Origin of the sequence: Streptomyces sp. NPDC007095, assembly GCF_040634475.1 — a bacterium.
Taxonomy (GTDB): Bacteria; Actinomycetota; Actinomycetes; order Streptomycetales; family Streptomycetaceae; genus Streptomyces.
In genome coordinates, this window is sequence record NZ_JBEYFS010000131.1 from 1 (window position 1) to 19078 (window position 19078).

Sequence of the window (19078 nt, forward strand, 5' to 3'; positions counted from 1 at the left end):
CGAGGGCCTGTGCCCGGCACGCCGAGAGCACGCACCTGACGCCGCAGGGCCCGCCCTCCGGGCGGACGACGGGAATTTGACGACAGGACCTAGGGGGATCTACGCCCCCACGATCCGCGACACCGTGAAGATCAGCAACCCGGCCAACGAGCCCACCACCGTGCCGTTGATCCGGATGAACTGCAGGTCACGGCCGATGTGGGCCTCGATCTTCCTGGTCGTGTGCTCGGCGTCCCAGCCGGCCACCGTGTCGGTGATGAGGGAGGTGATCTCGGTCCGGTACGTCGTCACCACGTACACCGCCGCGCCCTCGACCCACCGGTCGACCTTGGCCTGGAGCTTGGGATCGGTGGCCATGCGGGCGCCCAGCGAGAGCAGGGAGGCCCGCACGCGCAGCCGCAGCTCACTGCGCTCGTCCTCGGCGGCGGACACGATCATGGACCGTACGGCCGTCCAGGCGGAGGCGATCAGGTCCTTGACCTCGCCGCGGCCCAGCACCTCACCCTTCAGGCGCTCCACGCGCGCGCGGGTGTCGGTGTCGGACTGGAGGTCGGAGGCGAAGTCGGTGAGGAAGCGGTCGAGGGCGCCGCGGGCCGGGTGGGAGGGGGCGTCGCGCATCTCGGTGACGAAGCGGAGCAGCTCCTTGTAGACCCGCTCGCCGACCTTCTTGTCGACGAAGCGCGGGGTCCAGCCGGGCGCGCCGCCCTGGATCGCGTCCATGACCTGCTCGTCGTGGAGCACCAGCCAGTCGTGGGCGCGGATGCAGACCAGGTCCACGACCCGCTTGTGGCCGCCGTCCGCGACGATCTTCTCCAGCATCTTCCCTATGCCGGGCGCGATCTCCTGGGCGTCGGCGCGGCGGGTGATCGCCTCTCCGACCACCGCCTGCACGTCGGAGTCGCGCAGCACGGTCAGGGCGCCTCTGAGCGCGGTGGCGAGCTCGGCGGTGACCCGGTCGGCGTGCTCCGGTTCGGCGAGCCAGGCACCGAGACGGCTGCCGATGCCCACGGCGCGCAGGCGCTGTCGTACGACGTCGGAGGAGAGGAAGTTCTCGCCCACGAACTCGCCGAGCGAGACGCCCAGCTGGTCCTTCTTGGTGGGGATGATCGCGGTGTGCGGGATGGGCAGGCCGAGCGGGTGGCGGAAGAGGGCCGTGACCGCGAACCAGTCGGCGAGCGCGCCGACCATGCCGGCCTCGGCGGCCGCCGCGACATAACCGGCCCAGGGACCGGCGCCCTCGTGGGACGCCCATTTCGCGAGGACGTACACGAGGGCGACGAAGAGCAGCAGGCCGGTGGCCGTCAGTTTCATCTGGCGGACACCGCGACGCTTCTCCTCGTCGGCGGGGCTGAACGAGGTCATCGCGCGGTTCGTCGGGCCGGGGGCTGTCGTCGCGTGCCGCTCCCGGCGGGGGCCGGTCGTCGTGCGTTCGGCCTGGTCGACGGCGGTCGTCGCGCGGTTGCCGGGGGCGCCGGGCCGGGCGGACTGCCCTTCGGCGCCCGCGTCTTCCGGTTCTGTTCGTTCCATTCACTCCACCCGTTCGCCGAGCCGTCCGAGGGCTCCGTACACATTGTCCCTTCCTGACCGACTCCCGGAACGGAACAGGAGTTCCCTGCGTCTGTTCGGACGGGGGGAACTCAGGGGATTCCTGGGGCCGTCTCCGGGAAATCTCGGGGACGTCTCAGGGGCACCTCCGGGGCGTCTCCGGGTCGTTCGAGGCCGCGGGAGGGGGGTCCCGTCGTTTTCCTCCCCACCGAGTACCCCATCATGTGATCATCACTTCGGAGCCTCGGGCTCCCCTCGCCCGAGGAGACACGCACCGCATGACCAAGCGTCATGGTTATGCCCTGCTGGCCGCCGTCATCGCCGTGATCGTGGCCATGTCCGGAGCCATATACGTGGGTGTCGCCGCCGACGACGGCACCGGCGGCACCCGCGACGCCACCGCCGACAACCGCGCCCCGCGCGACTCGGCCGCCCCCGCCTCCGCCGGCACCTGGGTCGGCACCTGGTCGGCCTCCCCCGCCGGAGCCGAGCCCGGCACCGAGGCGAACGGCATGGCGGGCCGCTCCCTGCGCAACGTCGTGCACACGGACGTCGGCGGCACCGAAGCCCGCATCACCCTGTCCAACCTCTACGGACAGCAGCCGCTGAACATCACGCACGCCTCGATCGCCGTCGCCGCGGCCGAGAACGACGCGGCGGCGGTGGCCGACACCATGCGCCGCCTCACCTTCTCCGGCAGCACCACCGTGATCGTCCCGGCCGGAGCGCAGATCATGAGCGACGCCGTGCGCGTGCGCATCCCGCGCGACTCCGACGTCCTCGTGACCACGTACTCCCCGGCCCCGTCCGGCCCGGTCACCTACCACCCGCACGCACGGCAGATCTCGTACGCCGCCCAGGGCGACCGCACCGAGGACGTGACCGCCACCGCGTACACCGAGCAGACCCCGCACTGGCGCTACCTCACCGCGCTCGACGTACTGAGCGACGAATCCGTCGGCACCGTCGTCGCCCTGGGCGACTCGATCACCGACGGCATCACCTCCACGGAGGGCGCCAACCACCGCTGGACGGACGTCCTCGCCGACCGGCTGCGCGCCGCGGCCGGCTCCGGCGGCCTGCCTCGCTACAGCGTCGTCAATCAGGGCATCAGCGGCAACCAGGTCCTGGCCGAAGGACTCGGCCGGCCCGCCGACAACCCGAGCGGCCTGAACCGTCTCGAGCGCGACGTGCTCGGCCGTACGAACGTCAAGGCCGTCGTCATCGACCTAGGCGTCAACGACATCCTGCGCAACCAGGGTGAGGTCGATCCGGTGACCGTCACCGACGGGCTGCGGGAGATGGTGCGGCGGGCACATGCGCGCGGACTGCGGGTCGTCGGGGCGACGCTGATGCCCTTCGGCGGGCACCGCGGGTACTCACGGTCGCGTGACGCCGTACGCCGGGCCGTCAACGCGGAGATCCGGGCGGGGAAGGTGTACGACGCCGTCGTCGACTTCGACGCGGCGTTGCGGGATCCGTACGATCCGCGGCGGCTGCGGTCCGATTACGACTCCGGGGACCATCTGCATCCCAGTGACAAGGGGTACGAGCGGATGGCGGAGGTGTTCGAACTCGGGGATCTGAAGGGGGCGGCGCCTGCGGAGCTGTAAGGTCCGGCCGTTCTACGACTGCGGCGCCGTCGTGGCCGGTCGCGCCCACGCGGCGGAGCCGCCGCACGATGTCACAGCCCCGCGCCTCTTGCGGGGCACTCCACTCAGCCGGAATCTAATAGCCGCCGTGCCTCCGCCGATGCCGCTCGTCCCTGCGCTCCCGGTGCCGTTCCCGGCGCTCCTCCTGGCGCTCCCTGCGTTCCTCGTGGCGTTCGCGGATGAGGTCGTGGGCGTCGTCGAGGGCGTCGAACATGTCGCCGAGGCCGTCCCGCCGTGAGCCCTCCAGTTCCTTGCGGGCGCTCTTGCGCTCCAGCTTCTCCTGTCGGCGCTCCTCCTTCAGGCGCAGCCGCTCGGCACGGGTCAGCTTGCGCTCCACGCCGACGCCGCCCCAGAAGGCGAAGCCCGTGACGATCACGCGCGGAGCGCCCGGGTCCCCGGCCCGCCCCTCCTCGCGGTGGTCGAAGCCGCCCATGATGCCGATGCCGCGGACGACGACCTCGACGCCCGGCGGCACGATGACGTTCACGCCGCCCATGACGGCGACGACGTTGACGACGACCTCGCGGTCCGCGAAGTTCGCCTCGCGCAGGTCGATCTCGCCGCCGCCCATGAAGGCGAAGGAGTTGAAGCGCTTGGGGACCGTCCAGCGGCCCTTGCGCTCGAAGCCCGACAGGATCGCGACACCCCACGAGGACGAGCCCTCGCCGCCGACGATCCGCCCCGCCCAACTCCCGCTCTCCTCGGGCTGCTTGACCATGGAGACCGGGGTCACGGCGTGCACGACGGGCAGATCGCGAGTGAGCGGCGCCAGTTCCCTGTACGTCCGTGCCTTGAACGTCGCTTCCAGCCGCTCCTCGAACTCCTCCATGTCGAGGCGGCCCTCCGCGAGGGCGTCCCGCAGCTGTTCGGCGACTCGTTCACGATCGGCGTCGGAGGCCCGGAGCTCCGGGCTCGGGGATCCGGGGTCAGGCGGCGTCGGTCGCTGGTCGTCGCTTCCCCTGGAAGGCGCATCCTCGGTCATGGGAACCAGCCTACGAGAGAGCCTTCTCCGCGTACATGCGGCTGATGACCGCCTCGATGTCCGGCTCCCGCACCGAGAGGTCGACCAGGGGGAACTCGGCCGCGATCCGCGCCACCAGCTCGGCGGCCGACGCCGCCGCGGGGAAGGCGAGCCACTGCCGGGGCCCCTCCACCTTCACCACCCGCGCCGAGTCCACCTCGATCGGCGGGAGCTCCCGCTCCAGGTCGACCACGAGGGTCCGCTCGCTCTCCCCCACCTCGTGCAGCCCGGTCAGCGGACCGTCGTACATCAGCCGCCCGTGGTCGATGACCATCACCCGCCGGCACAGCTGCTCGATGTCGGTGAGGTCGTGCGTGGTCAGCAGCACCGTCGTGCCGCGCTCGGCGTTCAGGTCCCGCAGGAAGGAACGGACCTTGGCCTTGCTGATCACATCGAGGCCGATGGTGGGTTCGTCGAGGTAGAGGACCTCGGGGTCGTGCAGCAGCGCCGCCCCGATGTCGCCGCGCATCCGCTGCCCCAGTGAAAGCTGGCGCACCGGCACGTCCAACAGGGCTTCCAGGTCGAGGAGTTCGACACAGCGGTCGAGGTTCTCGCGGTAACGGGCGTCCGGGATCCGGTACATGCGGTGCATCAGCCGGTAGGAGTCGATCAGCGGAAGGTCCCACCACAGGGTCGTACGCTGCCCGAAGACAACCCCGATGCGCTGCGCGAGGCGGGTCCGCTCGCGCGACGGGTCGATGCCCGCCACCCGCAGCCGGCCGGCGCTCGGGGTGAGGATGCCGGTGAGCATCTTGATGGTGGTCGACTTGCCCGCGCCGTTCGGGCCGATGTAGCCGACCATCTCACCGCGCGCCACGGTGAAGGAGAGGGAGTCCACGGCCCGTACCCGGCGCCGTTCGCTGCGCAGGAAGCCGGTCTTCTTGCGGACGTCGAAGACCTTCTCGACGCCGTCGAGTTCGATGAAGTCGCCCACCGGATCCCTGACCGGGTCCGTCATCAGGCCTGTTTCCATGTCGGTTCAACTCCCCGTGCTGCGATACGAACGAAGTCCCGCCCGCCAGGCGACCCCCGCCAGCGCGCAGCAGCCCGCCGCGACCAGGGGCGGGGTGAAGGCGATCCAGGTCGGCAGGTCGAGCGGATAGGGCCGGCCCAGCACGTACAGTCCGGGCAGCCAGTTCACGAAGGCCAGCGGGAGCACGAAGGTGGCCCCGCGCACCAGATCCTTGGCGAAGACGGTCGGCGGGTACTGCAGGAGCGTGGTGCCGCCGTAGGTGAAGGAGTTCTGCACCTCGGAGGCGTCCTGCGCGATGAACTGGAAGGCGCCGCCCGCCACGAACACGGCCGAGAAGATGCCGGCGCCGCAGAGCAGCATCAGCGGGACCATGAGCAGTCGGAGCGGCGTCCAGTGGATGTCGAGCACGGCGATCGCGTACGCGAGGACCATCAGCCCCTGGGTGACCCGGCCGAGGCGGCGCAGCGCGAAGCGGTCGGCGGCGACCTGGGCGAGTACGGGGACGGGGCGTACGAGGAGCGTGTCGAGGGTGCCGTCGCGCACCCGGCGCCCGAGCCGGTCCATCGAGCCGACCACCAGGTCCGTGATCCCGAAGGAGGTGGCCGAGACGCCGTACAGGAAGGCGACCTCGGGCAGGCTGTAGCCGCCGAGCCGGTCGACCCGCGAGAACATCAGCAGGACGGCGACGAAGTCGAGGGCGGTCGCCGCGAAGTTCCCGAAGGTGGTCATCACGAAGGAGGCGCGGTAGGCCATCGTGGAGCGGATCCACATCCCGGCGATCAACCGGTAGGCGCGGACTCCGTCCCGCACTCGGGCATACGTCCCCTGTGGCGCACCCAGGACCGCCGAAGCCGCCGGCTCCCGGGAGGTGACCGAGTCCCCTGAGCCCCGTGAGGTTGCCGGTACCTCCGCCGAGTCAGCCACCCTGCACCACCACCCTCCGTGTCGCCACCGACTGGATCAGCCGGCCCAGGGCCAGCAGCCCCATCGCCCAGCTCGCCTGGAAGGCGTACGTGGCGAGGGGGTCCGCGGTGCCGAGCAGAACGTCCGCGGGGCCCTGGACCAGGGACGACCAGGGCAGGGCGCGTACGACCTCGCCCAGCGCGCCCGGGAAGACGTTCAGCGGCAGCAGCATCCCCGAGCAGAAGACACCCGCGATCATGGACATCTGTGCCGCGCCCGCCCCGTCGAGCAGCCAGAACGCGGACAGGGCCACCAGGTAGCGGAGCGAGAAGCTGACGACCATTCCGAGCGCGACCGCGATCAGGAACGCGATCCAGGTCAGCGGGTCGGCGGGGAGCGCCAGTTCGAAGCAGAGCGCGCCGAACGCCAGGGGCACCACTCCGCGCCCCAGCAGATGGAACACGGCCCGCCCCGCGTCCTGGGACAGCCACCACAACTGGAGGTCCGCGGGCCGGTACAGGTCGATCGCGATGTCACCCGTACGGATGCGCTCGATCAGCTCCTCCTCGAAGCCGCCGCCCATCGTCGCCATCGCCATGAGCAGCGCCTGGGAGAGCCACACATAGGTGAGCGCCTGGGCCTGGTCATAGCCGCCGAGGTGCGGTTTCTCGTCCCACAACGCCATGAAGACGTACGCCAGGATCAGCCCGAAGACGGTGTTGGTGAACACCCCCGCCGCCGTCGCCGTCCGGTAAGTGGCGTAGCGCCGGAACCCGCCCACCGCGACGGCCGTGTACAACCGCCCTGTCCCCACGAGGATGTCCTCCTTGCGTCAATAGGGCCGTTGTGGCCGAAGCGCAGGAGCCTAGCCCCGCCCGGCTTCGCCTGCCAGGCATTTTCAGGCGCGACACGTGCCGGGATCCGGGAACGGAACGCTTGGTGCGACAGTCTTCATCAGGGGGCGCACCAGGCGTATGAGGGCGTACGGGAACGTACGATGCGAAACAGGAGTCCGGCGAACAGATGAGTGACAAGCCGCAGCCGCAGCAGAACAGCCAGGGCTGGGCCCCGAGGGAACCGGAACCGGCGCCCCAAGCGGCACCGGGCGGGCCGGGCAGCGACGGCGATCCGGGTGGGACGGACGCGCCGGGGACGCCGGGCAAGGCGGGGAAGAAGCCCAGGCGGAAGCGGACGGGCTGGGGGCGGCTCATCCCGACCTGGCGGATGGTGCTCGGCACGTTCCTCGGCGCGACACTGCTCGTGATCGGCCTGTTCACACTCGGCTACTACTTGGTCAAGATCCCGCCCGCGAACGCCGCCGCGACCAAGCAGAGCAACGTCTACCTGTACGCGGACGGCAGCCAGCTCGCCCGCGACGGCGAGGTCAACCGCGAGAACGTGGCGCTCGCGGAGATCTCGGAGGACGCCCAGCACGCGGCGCTCGCCGCCGAGGACCGCGACTTCTACACCGAGTCGGCCGTCGACCCGAAGGCGATGATCCGCGCGGGCTGGAACACCGTCACCGGCAAGGGCAAGCAGTCCGGTTCGACGATCACCCAGCAGTACGTGAAGAACTACTACCTGGGCCAGGAGCAGACCGCCACGCGGAAGGTGAAGGAGTTCTTCATCTCCATCAAGCTCGACCGCCAGAAGAGCAAGGACGACATCCTCGAGGGCTACCTCAACACCAGCTACTACGGCCGCAACGCGTACGGCATCCAGGCCGCCGCCCAGGCGTACTACGGCGTCGACGCCAAGAACCTGACGATCGGTCAGGGTGCCTACCTCGCCGCGCTCCTGAACGCGCCGAGCGAGTACGACGTGGTCGCACATCCCGAGAACAAGTCCGCGGCCGTCGCCCGCTGGAACTACGTCCTCGACGGCATGGTCAAGAAGAACTGGCTGACCCGGGCGGACCGGGCCAAGGCCACGTTCCCGCAGCCCAAGCAGGAAGTGGTCGCGGCCGCCATGTCGGGCCAGCGCGGCTACCTGGTGCAGGCGGTCAAGGACTACCTCGTCTCGAACAAGATCATCGACGAGGACACCCTGACCACCGGCGGCTACCGCATCACGACCACCCTCCAGAAGTCCAGACAGAACGCCTTCGTCAAGGCCGTCAACGACCAGGTGATGTCGAACCTCGACAAGAAGAACCGCAAGGTCGACCGGTACGTCCGCGCCGGCGGCGTCTCCATCGACCCGGCCACCGGCAAGGTCGTCGCGATGTACGGCGGCATCGACTACACCAAGCAGTACGTCAACAACGCGACACGCCGTGACTACCAGGTCGGCTCCACCTTCAAGCCGCTCGTGTTCACCTCGGCCGTGCAGAACGGCTCGCAGACGCAGGACGGCCGCACGATCACCCCGAACGCGGTCTACGACGGCACCAACAAGCGCCCCGTGCAGGGCTGGAACGGTGGCTCGTACGCGCCCGAGAACGAGGACAAGATCTCGTACGGGCCCATCACGGTGCGCACCGCCACCGACAAGTCCGTCAACGCCGTGTACGCGCAGATGGCCGTCGACGTCGGCCCCGGCAAGGTCAAGCAGACCGCTGAAGCCCTCGGCATCCCCTCCAGCACTCCCGACCTGACCGCCACCCCGTCCATCGCGCTCGGCCCGTCCACGGCCAGCGTCCTCGACATGGCGGAGGCGTACGCGACACTCGCCAACCACGGCAAGCACGGCACGTACACGCTCGTCGAGAAGGTCACCAAGGACGGCACGTCGGCCGTGAGCCTGCCCAAGCAGGACACCGAGCAGGCGGTGCCCCGGGAGGCCGCCGACACCACCACGTCCATCCTGCAGAGCGTCGTCGAGGGCGGCACCGGTACCGCCGCGCTGGCCGCCGGCCGGCCCGCCGCGGGCAAGACCGGCACCGCGGAGGAGGACCAGGCGGCCTGGTTCGCGGGCTACACCCCCGACCTCGCCACCGTCGTCTCCGTCATGGGCCAGGACCCCGACACCGGCACCCACGAGTCGCTCTACGGCGCCCTCGGCCAGGCCCGCATCAACGGCGGCGGCTACCCGGCGCGGATCTGGGCGCAGTACACGAAGGCCGCGCTCAAGGGCAGCAGCGCGAAGGACTTCGACCTCCAGCTCCAGCCCGGCGCGGAGGAGCAGCAGCTCCCGAGCACCGGCCCCACCGACCAGACCCCCGGCACCGGCGGCCAGGACAACGGGGGCCAGGCCACCGGCGGGACGGCCACCCAGAGCCCGCCCCCGGACGAGACCCAGGGGCAGACCCAGGGCCAGACGGACGGCCAGACCCAAGGCCAGACCCAGGGCCAGACGGACGGCCAGACCCAAGGCCAGACGCAGGGCCAGACGGACGGCGGCGCCACCACCGGGGGCGGCACGACCGACGGGACGACCACCGGCGGCACCACGGACGCGGGCACCACCACCGGCGGCGACACCGCGGCCCCGTCGGGCGGGACCACGGACGGCGGCGGTACGGCGGGGACGACCGCGGGAGCGGGGCCACTGAGCGGACTGACGTCACGAAAACAGTGACCCGCGCCTGGGCGGGACGAACGGCGGATCCAGGAACCGCGGATCCATGAACAGAGGTTCACAAACCGCGGTTCACAAACCGCGGTTCAGGAATCTCAGATACCCAGATCCTTGATGATCTTCGCCACGTGCCCGGTCGCCTTGACGTTGTACAGCGCCCGCTCGACCTTGCCCTCCTCGTCCACGATCACCGTGGAGCGGATGACGCCGACGACCGTCTTGCCGTACAGCTTCTTCTCGCCGAAGGCGCCGTACGCCTCCAGGACGGTCTTGTCGGGGTCGCCGACCAGGGTGACCTTCAGGGACTCCTTCTCGCGGAACTTCGCGAGCTTCTCGGGCTTGTCCGGGGAGACGCCGATGACGTCGTACCCGGCACCGGCCAGCACGTCGAGGTTGTCCGTGAAGTCACAGGCCTGCTTGGTGCAGCCGGGGGTCAGGGCGGCCGGGTAGAAGTAGACGATGACCTTGCGGCCCTTGTGGTCGGCGAGGGAGACCTCGTTGCCGTCGGCGTCGGGCAGGGTGAAGGCGGGGGCGGTGTCGCCGGGCTGGAGTCGCTCGCTCATCGGTACCTCACGTGGCCGGGGTGAATGCTTACGGAACTACGGGAACGAGCGTAATGGGGGTGCCGAGGGGTGAGCGGCGGCCCGAGCTGACAGACTGTCGACGGCACAGAGGCAGAGATCGGAACACGACCACGGAGGCAGCGCGGTGTCGGATACGTCGAGAACGTCGGATACCAGGACTCCGGCGCAGATCGAGGCGGACATCAAGCGCCGCCGCGAAACACTCGCCGAGACGCTCGACGAGATCGGCGTGCGCGTCCACCCGAAGACGATCGTCGGCGACGCCAAGGCCAAGGTCGCCTCCCAGATCGACCACACGCTCGGCCGCGCCTACGTCGGCGTCAACCGGGTGGTCGGCGATGTGAAGGGGCAGTTCGTCACCGAGGACGGCGCGCCGCGCCTGGAGCGCATCGTGCCCCTCGCACTCGTCACGGTCGGGGTCGTGGGCCTGATGGTGGCGGGCTCACGGCGACGCAGGCGCTGACAACGGCTCGACCCCGGCTGGACCTCGATCCCGGCTCGACTCGCCTCGACCCGGCTGCGTACGGACGGCTCAAAGGCAGGTAGGTTCTGGGCGTGAGCGCCAATCGGGACAAGCAGACCCCCCACCACGACAAGTTGCCCATCCGGATGCTGCACGACCGCGTGCTGGTGCGGCAGGACGCCGCCGAGGGCGAGCGGCGTTCCGGCGGCGGGATCCTGATCCCCGCGACGGCGGCCGTCGGCCGACGCCTCGCCTGGGCCGAGGTCGTCGCGGTCGGGCAGAACGTACGGACGGTGGAACCGGGCGACCGCGTCCTGTACGACCCCGAGGACCGGGCCGAGGTCGAGGTGCGGGGGATCGCGTACGTGCTGATGCGCGAGCGCGACCTGCACGCCGTGGCGGCGGACCGCTTCGAGGGCTCCGAGGACTCGACCGGCTTGTATTTGTAGGGCGTAGCCGACATGACGGGGCTGGTGACCATGGTCACCAGCCCCTTTTGCCTGCGCTTTGCTACCGTGGAAGACGTTGGAAGGCCCCGACGAGACGCGCCGTACCGGGCGGAGAGCGAAAAAGCTCCCAGGCAAAGACGACGCACCCCTGTTGATCACTCACGGAGGTGCCTCCCATGGCCTGGATCCTGCTGCTCGTCGCCGGTCTGCTCGAAGTCGGCTGGTCGATCGGCATGAAGTACACCGACGGCTTCACCCGCCTCGTCCCCAGCGTCCTCACCGGCGCGGGCATCGTCGCGAGCATGGTCCTCCTCTCCTACGCCGCCAAGTCCCTCCCCATCGGCACCGCCTACGGCGTCTGGGTGGGCATCGGCGCGGCCGGCGCGGCGCTCCTGGGCATGCTCGTCCTCGGCGAACCGGCGACCGCCGCCCGCATCTTCTTCGTCTGCCTGCTCGTGGTGTCCGTGGTGGGCCTGAAGATGACATCGGGGCACTGAGACACCCACTCCCGCCGCGTCGGACCCGCCGCGTCAGAACGAGATCCACACATCGGGAGCCAGGTCCGGTCGCCCCGGTACCGGCCTGCGCTCCTCCGTCCAGGCGTCGCCCGCGATATCGGCGGCGACACGGCGCCAGAAGCGCACGGCGCCCGGGTTGTTGTCCTGGAAGGCGACCTCCCACGGCCCCGGATGCCGGGCGACGACCTCACGGACGGCACACAGCCCGACCCCCGTCCGACGCGCCCCGCGCACCACGAAGAAGCTGCTGAGCACGCGGATCGGACTGTCCAGCCCCCGCACGAAGACGAACCCGACGGGGTGTTCCCCCCTCGTCACCAGATACGGCACCCGGTCGCCGTCCGCGAACGCCGCGTCCAGCCGCTCGCTGCGGAACGACCCGTCCGGACGGGGCAACACGCCCCGGAACTCGGACAGGTCGTGCTGGAACAGCGCCCAGAGACGGTCGAGTACGGGGCGGTCGGTGGCGTGGGCGAGGCGCACGGTCGTGTCGGACATGGTCCCCCTCCGAAGATTTCGGTTCCCGGGCATGAAAAAAGCCTCCCGGGCGGACGCCATGTCCGAATCCGAAAGGCCTGACTGCTGATCAGCACAGTACCAAAAGCCGGACGTGACCATCCGATAAACGGTTCGTCACTCCGTACGAGGCCACGAACGTGTGCCCGGAACGGAGGGGAACCATGCCGGTCAGCCCGTACACCAAGGAGCGCCTGGAGGAGGCGGCGAGGTCGTCGCGGACGTTGTCGGAGGCGTTGACGAAACTGGGGGTTGATCCGAAGAGTTCGACGCGGCGGTACGTCCTTGAGCGGATGAAGAAGCTCGGCGTGGACACCTCTCACTTCGAACGTGAGGGAGCGCGGTGGACCAAGGAGATCCTTGAACCGGTCGTCTCCGCATCGACAAGCGTGTACGACGTGCTGCGCCGACTCGGACTCGACGCGGTGGGCGGTCACCACACCGACATCCACCGCCGGATCAAGGCGTACGGCATCGACACCTCGCACTTCCAAGTCCCAACCCGACGTGGGGAGACCAGACGACCTCGGACACCGGAGGCCTTGCTCGTCGAGCAGTCGGCTGGTCATGCCCGGCGCATCCCGAGCGACCGACTCAAACGGGCGATGACGACCCTGGGCGTGCCCGAACGTTGCGCGCGCTGTGGCACGGAACCGACCTGGCGAGGTCATCCACCTCCCCTGGAGGTCGACCATATCGATGGCAACTGGCGTGACAACCGCATCGAGAACCTCCGGTTCCTCTGCCCCAACTGCCACTCCACGACGGACAGTTACCGAGGTCGCGCCAAGGGACGCGCCAAGGGCGGCACCTCATGAGCAGTGGTGTGCAGTACACCCGCGAGCGGATGACGCAAGCCGCCGAACAGTGCTCCGACATCGACGAGGTCATCGCCCTTTTCGGCACCCAGCCATACGGCTACCTCCGGCGCTACCTGACGAGACGCTTCGCTCACTTCGGGATCGACATCTCGCACTTCCGGCACTGCGGCAGCCACACCGAACAGACTCGGCCTACGTCTGACGAACTGCGCGTGGCGGTGGCAGGTGCATTCTCCATCGCCGAAGCGCTTCGCCACCTCGGCCGCCCGGACAACGCCAGCCAACGCGCGATGTTGCGCCAGTGGATCACTGAAGAATGCCTCCCAACCACTCACTTCCTGGGGCAGGCACACCAGCGAGGAAGGCCAGGTACGTCGCCTGCCAAACGACCGGAGGACACTCTGATCCAGCACAGCGGGAAGCGCCGGACAAGGACTTCGCAGTTACGCCGAGCGCTCTGCCAAATCGGAATACCCGAGCAATGTGCCGAGTGTGGCACTGAATCTGCGTGGCTCGGAGAACCCATGACACTGGAAGTCGACCACATCAACGGAGACTGGAGCGACGACCGCCCGGAGAACCTCCGTTTGCTGTGCCCCAACTGTCACGCGATCACCAGCACCTGGTGTCGAGGGGGGGCGACGGCGAACCTCGTAGTGGGGATCGCTCCACCAACAGTCGGCTTCGCCCAGTAAAGTAGGGCGCGGTACACGCGCCTGTACTCCAATTGGCAGAGAGACTGGTCCTAGGAACCAGCTGTTGTCGGTTCGAATCCGACCGGGCGCACCAAGCCCAGGCCCGGCTCGCACACCCGCGAGCCGGGCCTTCGCCGTACGCGCCCTCAGCCCAACAGCTCCCGAACCACCGGCACCAGCCCCCGGAACGCCTTCCCCCGGTGGCTGATCGCGTTCTTCTCATCGGGGGAGAGCTCCGCGCACGTCCGCTTCTCCCCCTCCGGCTGGAGGATCGGGTCGTAGCCGAAGCCGTTCGTGCCGGTCGGGGTGCGGCGCAACGTGCCCCTCAGCTGCCCCTCGACGACCCGTTCCCTGCCGTCCGGCAGGGCGAGCGCCGCCGCGCAGGCGAAGTGGGCGCCCCGGTGTTCGTCAGAGATGTCCGAGAGCTGGGCCAGGAGAAGGTCCAGGTTCGCGCGATCGTCCCCGTGCCGTCCTGCCCAGCGGGCGGAGAAGATGCCGGGGGCGCCGTTCAGGACGTCCACGCAGAGGCCGGAGTCGTCGGCGACGGCGGGCAGGCCGGTGGCCTGGGCCAGGGCGTGGGCCTTGAGGAGGGCGTTCTCGGCGAAGGTGACGCCGGTTTCCCTGACGTCGGGGATGTCCGGGTAGGCGTCCGCGCCGACGAGGTCATGGGAGAGACCGGCGTCGGCGAGGATCGCCTTCAGCTCGATGATCTTTCCGGCGTTGCGGGTGGCGAGGATCAGGCGGGTCATGGGGACCAGTATCCAGGGGCCGGAAAGCCGCTCGTCACGGCGTGCAGACCTTCGTCAGTTCCCCGGCCGCGTCGGTGACCGGGCTGACGTCGGGCGTGTGGTCGCCGTTCTTGACGGCCGTACGGACGTTGCCGACGGCCTTGTTCAGGTCGTCGACCGCCTTGTTGACGTCGGCGTTGTCCGTCTTGTCGCCGATCTTGTCGAGGTTGTTCTCGATCGCGTTGAGGGACTCGTCGGTCTGCGTCGGGTCGTTCGCCGCGTTCTCCACGGCCTGCTGGAGGTCGGTGACGCTGTCGGCGATGGAGTCGGCGGTCTGGACGCAGTCCAGGGCCTTGTTGACGGCGTCGCAGCCGACGGCCGCCGGCAGGGCGACGAATACGGCGGCGACGGCGAATGCGACTGTGCGGCGTCGGTGGCGCGCGGCCATGGAACGGTCCCTCCCCGTGGACAAACGTGTGGTCGACCCCGTGGCGCGGTCGGCTCGGCCCGTGCGGGGGCCGACGGGGGCGCACGGCTGGACCGTACGCCCGTACCCCTAAGAACGCGAAGGGTTATTCCGCGGTTGCCTCGAGGGCCGCCCGCTGGATCGCCGCGAGCTCGTCGCAGCCGGAGACGGCGAGGTCGAGCAGGGCGTTCAGCTCCTTGCGGTCGAAGGGCTCGGCCTCCGCGGTGCCCTGGACCTCGACGAAGCGTCCGTCGCCGGTGCAGACGACGTTCATGTCGGTGTCGGCCTTCACGTCCTCCTCGTAGCAGAGGTCCAGGAGGGGGATCCCGCCGACGATGCCGACCGAGACGGCGGAGACGGTGCCGGTCAGGGGCTTGCGGCCGGGCTTGACCAGCTTCTTGGCCTGCGCCCAGGTGATCGCGTCGGCCAGCGCCACGTACGCGCCGGTGATGGCCGCCGTGCGCGTGCCGCCGTCGGCCTGGAGGACGTCGCAGTCGAGGACGATGGTGTTCTCGCCGAGCGCCTTGTAGTCGATGACGGCGCGCAGGGAGCGTCCGATGAGGCGCGAGATCTCGTGCGTACGGCCGCCGATCTTGCCGCGCACCGACTCGCGGTCTCCGCGGGTGTTCGTGGCGCGGGGAAGCATGGAGTACTCGGCGGTGACCCAGCCCTCGCCGCTGCCCTTGCGCCAGCGCGGGACGCCCTCGGTGACGGAGGCGGTGCAGAACACCTTGGTGTCGCCGAAGGAGACGAGGACGGAGCCCTCGGCGTGCTTGCTCCAGCCGCGCTGGATGGTGATGGGGCGCAGTTGTTCGGGGGTGCGGCCGTCGATTCGAGACATGACGTCGAGCCTAGCGGCATACGGCCGAGGGGCCGCCTCCGGTTGTGGAAGCGGCCCCTGAAGGGTGAGGTACGGGGCTCAAGGGTGCCCCTTCGACTCACATCGACCCAGATCGACTCACGTCGGTTCGCGTCGGTTCACATCACGTCTTCTCGGTCACATCATGTCTTCGATGTCCGCGGCGATGGGGTCGGCGTCGGTGCCGATGACGACCTGGATCGCGGTGCCCATCTTGACGACGCCGTGGGCGCCGGCGGCCTTCAGGGCGGCCTCGTCGACCTTGCCCGGGTCCACGACCTCGGTACGCAGGCGGGTGATGCAGCCCTCGACCTCTTCGATGTTGTCGATGCCGCCGAGCCCGGCGACGATCTTCTCAGCCTTCGTGGCCATGTCCTACTCCCTGATCAGAACCGCTTTGTCGCAGTAACCCACAGTTGGCCCATCTTTGCGAGCGGCCCTGTCGCGCGTACCGAATGATGGCGTTCACGACAGCGCAACCGTTCGTCGACTGGTCTACACCAGTGGGCGGGCAGTCGCCAACCCGGCCCCGCCCGGAGGACGCCCATGAGTGCCGACAGCGCCCCCGCGCCCGCACGGGCCCGCTGGAACAAGCTGTTCCAGGGGCTGCAGAAGATGGGCCGCAGCCTTCAGCTGCCGATCGCGGTGCTGCCGGCGGCGGGCATTCTCAACCGCTTCGGCCAGCCCGACATGTTCGGCTCGGACGGACTCGGCTGGGACAGCGTCTCCAAGGTCATGAAGGGCGCCGGCGGGGCGCTGCTCGACGGCTCGCTGGGGCTGCCCCTGCTGTTCTGCGTGGGTGTGTCCATCGGCATGGCCAAGAAGGCGGACGGCTCCACCGCGCTCGCGGCGGTCGCGGGGTTCCTCGTCTACTTCGGCGTGCTGCACCAGTTCCCGGAGAGCTGTGCGCAGCAGGCGAAGGTCATCCAGAACATCGGCTGCCAGCTGCCCGACACCTCCGTGACGGCGTTCACGTACCAGAATCCAGGGGTCTTCGGCGGCATCGTGATGGGGCTGCTGACCGCCCACTTCTGGCAGCGGTTCCACCGCACCAGGCTGGTCGACTGGCTCGGCTTCTTCAACGGGCGCCGGCTCGTGCCGATCATCATGTCGTTCGTCGCCATCGTGTTCGCCGCGCTGTGCCTGTGGATCTGGCCGCCGATCGGCGACGCCCTGCAGACCTTCAGCGACTGGCTGGTCAGTCTGGGCGCGTGGGGCGCGGGCATGTTCGGTGTGGCCAACCGCGCACTGCTGGTGATCGGCCTGCACCAGTTCCTGAACGTGCCCATCTGGTTCCAGTTCGGCAGCTACACCACACCGGACGGGACGGTGGTGCACGGTGACATCAACATGTTCCTGCAGGGCGACCCGAACGCGGGTCAATTCACCTCGGGCTTCTTCCCCATCATGATGTTCGCGCTGCCGGCCGCCTGTCTGGCCATGACCCACTGCGCGAGGCCGCACCGCCGCAAGGAGATCGGCGGCATGATGCTCTCCCTCGCGCTGACGTCGTTCGTCACCGGCATCACCGAACCGATCGAGTACTCCTTCGTGTTCATCGCGCCGGTGCTGTACGCCGTCCACGCGCTGCTCACCGGTGTCTCCATGGCGGTGACCTGGGGGCTGGGCGTGCACGACGGCTTCAGCTTCTCCGCCGGTCTCATCGACTACGTCATCAACTGGAACCTGGCGACGAGACCGTGGGCGATCATCCCGATCGGGCTGTGCTTCGCCGTCCTGTACTACGTGATCTTCCGCTTCGCGATCACCAGGTTCGATCTCAGAACGCCGGGACGGGAGCCGGAGGAAGAGGTCGAGGACCTCACCAAGGCGTAGCCCTCCCCCGCCCGAAGGGCCCCCGGACCTGCAGGCCCGGGGGCCCTTCGGCATGAATGCGGGGGGTATTTCCGGTATGGCCGAGGCTACAAAATTCGTGGGTTCCTTATCCAGCCTTCACCGTGCTACAACAGGTCTACACCACTGAGTGGTGTAGACCACGCGGCCGCTGCCCGCCCCCTTTTTTCACCTTCCCGTCCCCCGGCAGCGCCGGCACATGGAGGAACTATGAGCACCGCCACCGCATCGGCGGCTCCCGCGAAGAAGCGGGGATCCGGCCTGTTCCAGGGCCTGCAGAAGGTCGGTCGGAGCCTACAGCTGCCGATCGCCGTGCTGCCTGCGGCGGGCATCCTGCTCCGCCTCGGCCAGCCGGACGTGTTCGGCAAGGACGGCCTCGGCTGGGACAAGGTGGCGTCCGTCTTCGCCACCGCCGGTGACGCGGTCTTCAGCAATCTGCCGCTGCTGTTCTGCGTCGGCATCGCCATCGGCTTCGCCAAGAAGTCCGACGGTTCCACCGCGCTGGCGGCGCTGGTCGGTTTCCTGGTCTACAAGAACGTACTCACCGCGTTCCCCATCACCGACGCCAAGGTCACCAAGGGTGTGGACGTCGCCGCGACGTACAACGACCCGAAGGTCCTCGGCGGCATCATCATGGGCCTGATAGCCGCCGTCACCTGGCAGCGCTTCCACCGCACCAAGCTGCCCGACTGGCTCGGCTTCTTCAACGGCCGCCGGCTCGTCCCGATCCTGATGGCCTTCATCGGCACCGCCGTCGGTGTCTTCTTCGGTCTGGTCTGGGAGCCCATCGGCGCCGTCATCACCAACTTCGGTGAGTGGATGACCGGACTCGGTGCCGTCGGCGCGGGCATCTTCGGCGCCATCAACCGTGCGCTGCTCCCGGTCGGCATGCACCAGTTCGTCAACACAGTGGCCTGGCAGGAGATCGGCACCTACAAGGACTCCGCCGGCGCCGTGTGGCACGGCGACCTGCCGCGCTTCTTCCACGGCGACCCGACCGCCGGCCAGTTCATGACGGGCTTCTTCCCCATCATGATGTTCGCTCTCCCGGCCGCCGCCCTGGCCATCACGCACTGCGCCCGCCCCGAACGCCGCAAGGCCGTCGGCGGCATGATGCTCTCCCTTGCGCTGACGTCGTTCGTCACCGGCATCACCGAACCGATCGAGTTCTCGTTCATGTTCATCGCGCCGGTCCTGTACGTGATCCACGCGGTGCTGACCGCGCTCTCGATGGCCGTCACCTGGGCCCTGGGCGTCCACCACGGCTTCAGCTTCTCGGCAGGCGCCATCGACTACTTCCTCAACTGGAACCTGGCCACCAAGCCCTGGCTGATCATCCCGATCGGCCTGGTCTTCGCGGTGATCTACTACGTGGTCTTCCGCTTCGCGATCCTCAAGTTCGACCTCGCCACCCCGGGCCGCGAGCCCGAGGAGGAGGTCGAGGACCTCACGAAGGCGTGAGCCGTCCGACCGTATGACCGAAGGCCCCCGGAACCAGTCGGTTCCGGGGGC

At 69.1% G+C, this 19078-nt stretch carries 20 protein-coding genes and 1 tRNA gene; 10 read left to right on the forward strand and 11 right to left on the reverse strand.

What is annotated here, in order from left to right:
* Positions 1–99 precede the first annotated feature (99 nt).
* Positions 100–1527, reverse strand: a complete 1428-nt coding sequence (locus tag ABZ656_RS35400) for a DUF445 domain-containing protein (protein WP_101404944.1) — start codon at positions 1525–1527, stop codon at positions 100–102.
* Between the two features lie 296 nt (positions 1528–1823).
* Between ABZ656_RS35400 and ABZ656_RS35405 the strand changes: the two genes are divergently transcribed.
* Positions 1824–3158 (forward strand): SGNH/GDSL hydrolase family protein, encoded by a 1335-nt coding sequence (locus ABZ656_RS35405; protein ID WP_101404943.1) that lies wholly within the window; start codon positions 1824–1826, stop codon positions 3156–3158.
* Positions 3159–3273: 115 nt separating this feature from the next.
* Here ABZ656_RS35405 and ABZ656_RS35410 read toward each other — a convergent pair whose 3' ends face one another.
* The 4 genes from ABZ656_RS35410 to ABZ656_RS35425 all read right to left on the reverse strand — a co-directional run bounded on the left by ABZ656_RS35410 (position 3274) and on the right by ABZ656_RS35425 (position 6908).
* Positions 3274–4179, reverse strand: coding sequence for a DUF1707 domain-containing protein (locus ABZ656_RS35410; protein ID WP_101404942.1), 906 nt, complete (start codon positions 4177–4179; stop codon positions 3274–3276).
* 10 nt (positions 4180–4189) lie between these two features.
* Positions 4190–5191 (reverse strand): ATP-binding cassette domain-containing protein, encoded by a 1002-nt coding sequence (locus ABZ656_RS35415; RefSeq protein WP_180362497.1) that lies wholly within the window; start codon positions 5189–5191, stop codon positions 4190–4192.
* A gap of 6 nt (positions 5192–5197) precedes the next feature.
* Entirely contained in the window at positions 5198–6031 is an 834-nt protein-coding gene (locus tag ABZ656_RS35420) for an ABC transporter permease (protein ID WP_360273559.1), read from the reverse strand.
* Between the two features lie 76 nt (positions 6032–6107).
* On the reverse strand, positions 6108–6908 hold the full coding sequence (locus ABZ656_RS35425; RefSeq protein WP_180362496.1) for an ABC-2 family transporter protein: 801 nt from the start codon (positions 6906–6908) through the stop codon (positions 6108–6110).
* Between the two features lie 209 nt (positions 6909–7117).
* On the opposite strand from ABZ656_RS35425, the gene ABZ656_RS35430 reads away from it, so the two are divergent.
* Positions 7118–9613 (forward strand): transglycosylase domain-containing protein, encoded by a 2496-nt coding sequence (locus ABZ656_RS35430; protein ID WP_360273512.1) that lies wholly within the window; start codon positions 7118–7120, stop codon positions 9611–9613.
* A gap of 95 nt (positions 9614–9708) precedes the next feature.
* On the opposite strand, the gene bcp is transcribed toward ABZ656_RS35430, so the two are convergent.
* On the reverse strand, positions 9709–10176 hold the full coding sequence (gene bcp, locus ABZ656_RS35435) for a thioredoxin-dependent thiol peroxidase (RefSeq protein ID WP_067379715.1): 468 nt from the start codon (positions 10174–10176) through the stop codon (positions 9709–9711).
* A gap of 145 nt (positions 10177–10321) precedes the next feature.
* Between bcp and ABZ656_RS35440 the strand changes: the two genes are divergently transcribed.
* The 3 genes from ABZ656_RS35440 to sugE all read left to right on the forward strand — a co-directional run bounded on the left by ABZ656_RS35440 (position 10322) and on the right by sugE (position 11606).
* Entirely contained in the window at positions 10322–10660 is a 339-nt protein-coding gene (locus tag ABZ656_RS35440; RefSeq protein ID WP_101404938.1) for a DUF3618 domain-containing protein, read from the forward strand.
* Positions 10661–10752: 92 nt separating this feature from the next.
* Positions 10753–11109 (forward strand): co-chaperone GroES, encoded by a 357-nt coding sequence (locus ABZ656_RS35445; RefSeq protein ID WP_054229709.1) that lies wholly within the window; start codon positions 10753–10755, stop codon positions 11107–11109.
* A gap of 176 nt (positions 11110–11285) precedes the next feature.
* On the forward strand, positions 11286–11606 hold the full coding sequence (sugE, locus tag ABZ656_RS35450; RefSeq protein WP_360273517.1) for a quaternary ammonium compound efflux SMR transporter SugE: 321 nt from the start codon (positions 11286–11288) through the stop codon (positions 11604–11606).
* 33 nt (positions 11607–11639) lie between these two features.
* On the opposite strand, the gene ABZ656_RS35455 is transcribed toward sugE, so the two are convergent.
* The gene (locus ABZ656_RS35455; protein WP_360273520.1) at positions 11640–12125 is read right to left on the reverse strand and encodes a GNAT family N-acetyltransferase; all 486 of its coding nucleotides are present in this window, start codon (positions 12123–12125) and stop codon (positions 11640–11642) included.
* 182 nt (positions 12126–12307) lie between these two features.
* Here ABZ656_RS35455 and ABZ656_RS35460 point away from each other — a divergent pair, with 182 nt between their 5' ends.
* The 3 genes from ABZ656_RS35460 to ABZ656_RS35470 all read left to right on the forward strand — a co-directional run bounded on the left by ABZ656_RS35460 (position 12308) and on the right by ABZ656_RS35470 (position 13753).
* Positions 12308–12961, forward strand: coding sequence for an HNH endonuclease (locus ABZ656_RS35460; protein WP_360273523.1), 654 nt, complete (start codon positions 12308–12310; stop codon positions 12959–12961).
* Positions 12958–13659, forward strand: a complete 702-nt coding sequence (locus ABZ656_RS35465; RefSeq protein ID WP_360273526.1) for an HNH endonuclease signature motif containing protein — start codon at positions 12958–12960, stop codon at positions 13657–13659. Before ABZ656_RS35460 ends, ABZ656_RS35465 begins: the two co-directional genes overlap by 4 nt.
* A 17-nt stretch (positions 13660–13676) precedes the next feature.
* A tRNA-Leu gene (locus tag ABZ656_RS35470) sits at positions 13677–13753 on the forward strand.
* Between the two features lie 52 nt (positions 13754–13805).
* On the opposite strand, the gene rdgB is transcribed toward ABZ656_RS35470, so the two are convergent.
* From rdgB to ABZ656_RS35490, 4 genes are all read right to left on the reverse strand, one after another.
* Positions 13806–14408, reverse strand: a complete 603-nt coding sequence (gene rdgB, locus ABZ656_RS35475; protein ID WP_360273529.1) for an RdgB/HAM1 family non-canonical purine NTP pyrophosphatase — start codon at positions 14406–14408, stop codon at positions 13806–13808.
* A gap of 34 nt (positions 14409–14442) precedes the next feature.
* Complete coding sequence (locus ABZ656_RS35480) at positions 14443–14835, reverse strand: hypothetical protein (protein ID WP_101404932.1); 393 nt, start codon at positions 14833–14835, stop codon at positions 14443–14445.
* Between the two features lie 124 nt (positions 14836–14959).
* Positions 14960–15694 (reverse strand): ribonuclease PH, encoded by a 735-nt coding sequence (gene rph, locus ABZ656_RS35485; protein WP_101404931.1) that lies wholly within the window; start codon positions 15692–15694, stop codon positions 14960–14962.
* 156 nt (positions 15695–15850) lie between these two features.
* Positions 15851–16084 (reverse strand): PTS glucose/sucrose transporter subunit IIB, encoded by a 234-nt coding sequence (locus tag ABZ656_RS35490; RefSeq protein ID WP_360273534.1) that lies wholly within the window; start codon positions 16082–16084, stop codon positions 15851–15853.
* 174 nt (positions 16085–16258) lie between these two features.
* On the opposite strand from ABZ656_RS35490, the gene ABZ656_RS35495 reads away from it, so the two are divergent.
* A complete protein-coding gene (locus ABZ656_RS35495; RefSeq protein ID WP_360273537.1) occupies positions 16259–17548 on the forward strand; it encodes a PTS transporter subunit EIIC in 1290 nt (429 codons plus the stop codon).
* A 228-nt stretch (positions 17549–17776) separates the two neighbouring features.
* Complete coding sequence (locus ABZ656_RS35500; protein WP_360273540.1) at positions 17777–19027, forward strand: PTS transporter subunit EIIC; 1251 nt, start codon at positions 17777–17779, stop codon at positions 19025–19027.
* Positions 19028–19078: the final 51 nt, after the last annotated feature.